Source organism: uncultured Candidatus Puniceispirillum sp., from assembly GCF_963979125.1.
Lineage (GTDB): Bacteria > Pseudomonadota > Alphaproteobacteria > Puniceispirillales > Puniceispirillaceae > Puniceispirillum.
Window position 1 is genome coordinate 1 of record NZ_CAXBVX010000144.1, and the last position, 3,444, is coordinate 3,444.

At 49.2% G+C, this 3,444-nt stretch carries 6 protein-coding genes; all 6 read right to left on the reverse strand.

Going from position 1 to position 3,444, the window contains the following annotated elements:
• Nucleotides 1-208: 208 nt before the first annotated feature.
• Entirely contained in the window at nt 209-472 is a 264-nt protein-coding gene (gene yacG / locus ABNT28_RS10390) for a DNA gyrase inhibitor YacG (protein ID WP_332923745.1), read from the reverse strand.
• A gap of 7 nt (nt 473-479) precedes the next feature.
• The gene (locus tag ABNT28_RS10395) at nt 480-1,811 is read right to left on the reverse strand and encodes a ribonuclease E/G (protein WP_332923746.1); all 1,332 of its coding nucleotides are present in this window, start codon (nt 1,809-1,811) and stop codon (nt 480-482) included.
• Nucleotides 1,808-2,452 carry a nucleoside triphosphate pyrophosphatase gene (locus ABNT28_RS10400; protein WP_348721552.1) on the reverse strand — a complete coding sequence of 215 codons (645 nt, stop codon included), beginning with the start codon at nt 2,450-2,452 and terminating at the stop codon, nt 1,808-1,810. Before ABNT28_RS10400 ends, ABNT28_RS10395 begins: the two co-directional genes overlap by 4 nt.
• A 128-nt stretch (nt 2,453-2,580) precedes the next feature.
• Nucleotides 2,581-2,799, reverse strand: coding sequence for a translation initiation factor IF-1 (gene infA, locus ABNT28_RS10405; protein ID WP_013046186.1), 219 nt, complete (start codon nt 2,797-2,799; stop codon nt 2,581-2,583).
• A 58-nt stretch (nt 2,800-2,857) separates the two neighbouring features.
• Entirely contained in the window at nt 2,858-3,325 is a 468-nt protein-coding gene (locus tag ABNT28_RS10410) for a low molecular weight phosphatase family protein (RefSeq protein WP_332923748.1), read from the reverse strand.
• A gap of 26 nt (nt 3,326-3,351) precedes the next feature.
• Nucleotides 3,352-3,444: UPF0262 family protein (locus ABNT28_RS10415; RefSeq protein WP_348721553.1), on the reverse strand; the 93-nt coding region annotated here is incomplete at its 5' end.

Sequence of the window (3,444 nt, forward strand, 5' to 3'; positions counted from 1 at the left end):
AACCACCGACACGCGGATTTTCAGTCCGCTGCTCTACCAACTGAGCTACCCGGGCTTTGCCTCATCTCTATGCGTATCAGCTGACGCGCATGATCTGAACTGGTGATCAATGGTAGGACGCTTATGAAGCGCGATCACCTTAGCTCCAACGGATATAACGACCTTGCAAGGCAGTGTCCAGCCTCAATTGACCGAATAAAACAGTCTTTTAACGATCATCATCATTTCCGCCATCGTGATCGCGCCTGCTATCCAGTCCAGCATTATCAGCTTCGGCCTCGGCAATCAAAGCATCTATAATCGTATCATCTGCTGCATCGACCGCAGGGATTGCATATTTACCCTGAAACCAACGTCCCAGATCAATATCAGCACAGCGTGACGAACAAAAAGGCCGCGCCACATTACTGGCCATATCACCACATATCGGACATTTAACCGGCTTTAGTTTCGATTTAGGCGATATAGACATAACGACCTCAATTAATAATATAGGCAGGTGCGTCGGGGGCGACATCTGACAACACTACAGGACGAAGCGGCCTGTCAAGTGCCGCACAAGCTGATGACCCTTCGCTCGACAACCATTTGGCCACCGGCGCCGAAACAGCCAGTTTGATCTCAGTTGGTGCTGGAGGCAAAGCGATACGATGCGCCACAAGCCGTAATCCAGCAAGCGCACATTGGGCGATACGATCTGCCATAACATCGGGTAAAGTTTGTTCGCCATGTGGCACGCGCATTTCCAGCAATCCCCCACGGGTAAAGCCCATAATTTCAGGGTGGCGTGGATCCCCGGCGCAAGCCTCGGAAAATTGTGCCAGAACCGTTTTTCCTGCCTTGCTAGCCATTCGGGGCATATCCACCAGAATTGCGCCACCCATTGCTCGTAAACGGACCTGACGAATAATTTCGGGCACAGCATCCATCAGCAGATACGGTATCATATCATTAGCTTTGGGACTATTATAACCAGCACTATCCACATCAATCGCCCATAAGGCATTTGTGCGCTGGCACCATAGTTGCCCACCATGCGGCAATGGCACCTTTGTTTGCATCGCATCATCAATCACCTCATCAAGCATTATGGCAAGATACTGTTTGGCGGTGGTTTCATGCGCATCAATCACCTGTGCATGCGGGGCATGACGCGCGACCTGTCCAGTTAGACCACCGCCATCATGGATTAAGCACGGCGCACTTGCCATATGCATCTGGCCAGATGGCACCTTTGTCCCCATTTGCCAGGCATGTAGCAATGCCTTTACATCGGCTTCCATCGCGTCAACCGATAGGGCATTTGCAGAGCTGCGCATGATAAAGCCAAAATCATCCGGCAAGATCGTCTTGATCATGGCTTCCTGCGCTTTGCCATTATCTGACGCCGAAAATCTATTAGACCGGAAAACACCACTGCTAGCGGGTAGCAAAATGCCATAGGGCGACACCAGACGTGCGCCTAGAACGGCCTGCCACGATTTATCTTCACGCGGTGCCGCGGTGATTGTTACAGCCCGTATATCACCGGATGCAGGTCGGTCTTTTGCCCGTAACCGCACGCTGATGGCTGTACCATCATGCAATTGGGCAGTGGCACGATTCTGAGCGATGAAAAGTTGTTCAATTCGGGCAAAATGCACTGTCCCTATCAGGCTAGGCATGTCCCAACGGCGATGCCATATCTCAACAATAGTATCTGGCATCACATCTTGAAGAGCCAAGACCCCCTTGTCGTTTCCACGTATAAAGACAACACGCGTCTGCCCTGGTGCCTCGTCAAAATATATATGGGTAACCGCATCGATCATATCATGTCCGGCATGTGCATAACATCAAAACCCTGTCCACCTAGCATAGCTGCTACATCAAACAAGCTGAAGCCAACGATATTTGAGTAGGATCCGCTTATCTGCTGGACAAAAATTGCCGCCATGCCCTGAATTGCATAACCGCCAGCTTTGCCTTGCCATTCACCAGTTGCGATATAGCTGTCAATATCGTCCGGCGTGAGCGTACGGAAACGCACCATACTGGTGACTAGACGAGTTCGCAAATGACCATCTGGTGAGATCAGCGCAATACCGCCATAAACACGATGACGACGCCCAGACAACAAAGCCAGACACGTACGTGCGGACGCTTCATCCTCAGTTTTGGGCAAAATACGCTGGCCGCGTGCAACGACTGTATCGCCGGCCAGAATAAATTTATTAACGGCGTCCGCATTCTGGTCGCGAACTTTTAGCACCTTTTCCGATGCCATGCGCACGGCATAAGGCTGAGGTTTTTCGTGTTTTTGCGGGTTTTCATCAATATCGGCAATCATAATTGTCGGCGATAGCCCGATCTGGCCTAGCAGTTCACGCCGACGCGGTGACGCCGAAGCCAACACTAACGAGCTATCTAAGCCAGTCTTTTTATGTTCTTGAGATGTCTGTTCCGTAGTCATAGCGCAAGACTTCCTAGAATGGGCGCTTCCATGTTGCGCTTATCCGAAACATAACAGAAAGCGGCAACATCATGCACTTTGCAACACTATGTCCATAGCCTTACTAGGCCAGTACCAGAGGTTTACGGTTACTTGAAACGGAACGTTATGCGGCCTTTACTGAGGTCATATGGGGTCATTTCAACATTCACCCTATCACCTGCCAGCACACGGATACGATTCTTCCGCATCTTGCCACTAGTATGGGCAAGCACTTCATGATCATTATCAAGTTTCACCCGAAACATTGCGTTGGGCAACAGTTCTGCAACTGTACCTGAAAATTCAATTACGCCTTCTTTGGCCATGTGACCCTTTTCCATAGATGCTAAGTTGCAATAGAGATGCGCAAAAAAGCCGTAAAGGTCAAGCTTTTCCTGTAATTTTCGTATCAAGATAAATACTGAGCTTAGCTGCAATGTCATCGCGTACCGCGCGATAGGCTGCCAAACGCTCTTCTCGGCTTCCTTGCAGATCGGCCAAATCATCAACTGGCCAGTATAATGTTTCACAATCAACATTACGCACGCGTTCCTGTGCGGCTATGTCGGCCTCTTTGGAAAAGGAAATAATCACATCATAAAATTCACAATCCAGATCAGCAAATGATTTAGGCGTATGTCCGATCATATCAATATTAATTTCCGCCATCACCGCCATCGCAAAACCATCTGGTGCACCAGGCCTTACACCACAGGAATCAGTAAAAATCTTCCCCGGAAATGTTGCTTTCACCATGGCTTCAGCCATGGCTGAACGCACCGCATTCAAGTTACAAGCAAATAGAATCGCGCCAATCGATCCTGTTGCTTTTTTTATATCTTTATCGCTCATCTCATTTGCCTATCCAGCGTTCGGGCTTATCTTGTTTGCAGTACACAAATTAATGTAAAAAGGCGGCGTGCAGTGTCGAAATCAGTTTCAACCTTACCGTCAAGCCGCTTTTGTAGAAT

Excerpts from the sequence above, each read along its gene's own strand:
- infA (WP_013046186.1), bottom strand. The coding sequence starts at position 2,799 with ATGGCCAAAGAAGGCGTAATTGAATTTTCAGGTACAGTTGCAGAACTG.
- ABNT28_RS10395 (WP_332923746.1), bottom strand. The coding sequence starts at position 1,811 with ATGATCGATGCGGTTACCCATATATATTTTGACGAGGCACCAGGGCAG.
- yacG (WP_332923745.1), bottom strand. The coding sequence starts at position 472 with ATGTCTATATCGCCTAAATCGAAACTAAAGCCGGTTAAATGTCCGATA.
- ABNT28_RS10400 (WP_348721552.1), bottom strand. The coding sequence starts at position 2,452 with ATGACTACGGAACAGACATCTCAAGAACATAAAAAGACTGGCTTAGAT.
- ABNT28_RS10410 (WP_332923748.1), bottom strand. The coding sequence starts at position 3,325 with ATGAGCGATAAAGATATAAAAAAAGCAACAGGATCGATTGGCGCGATT.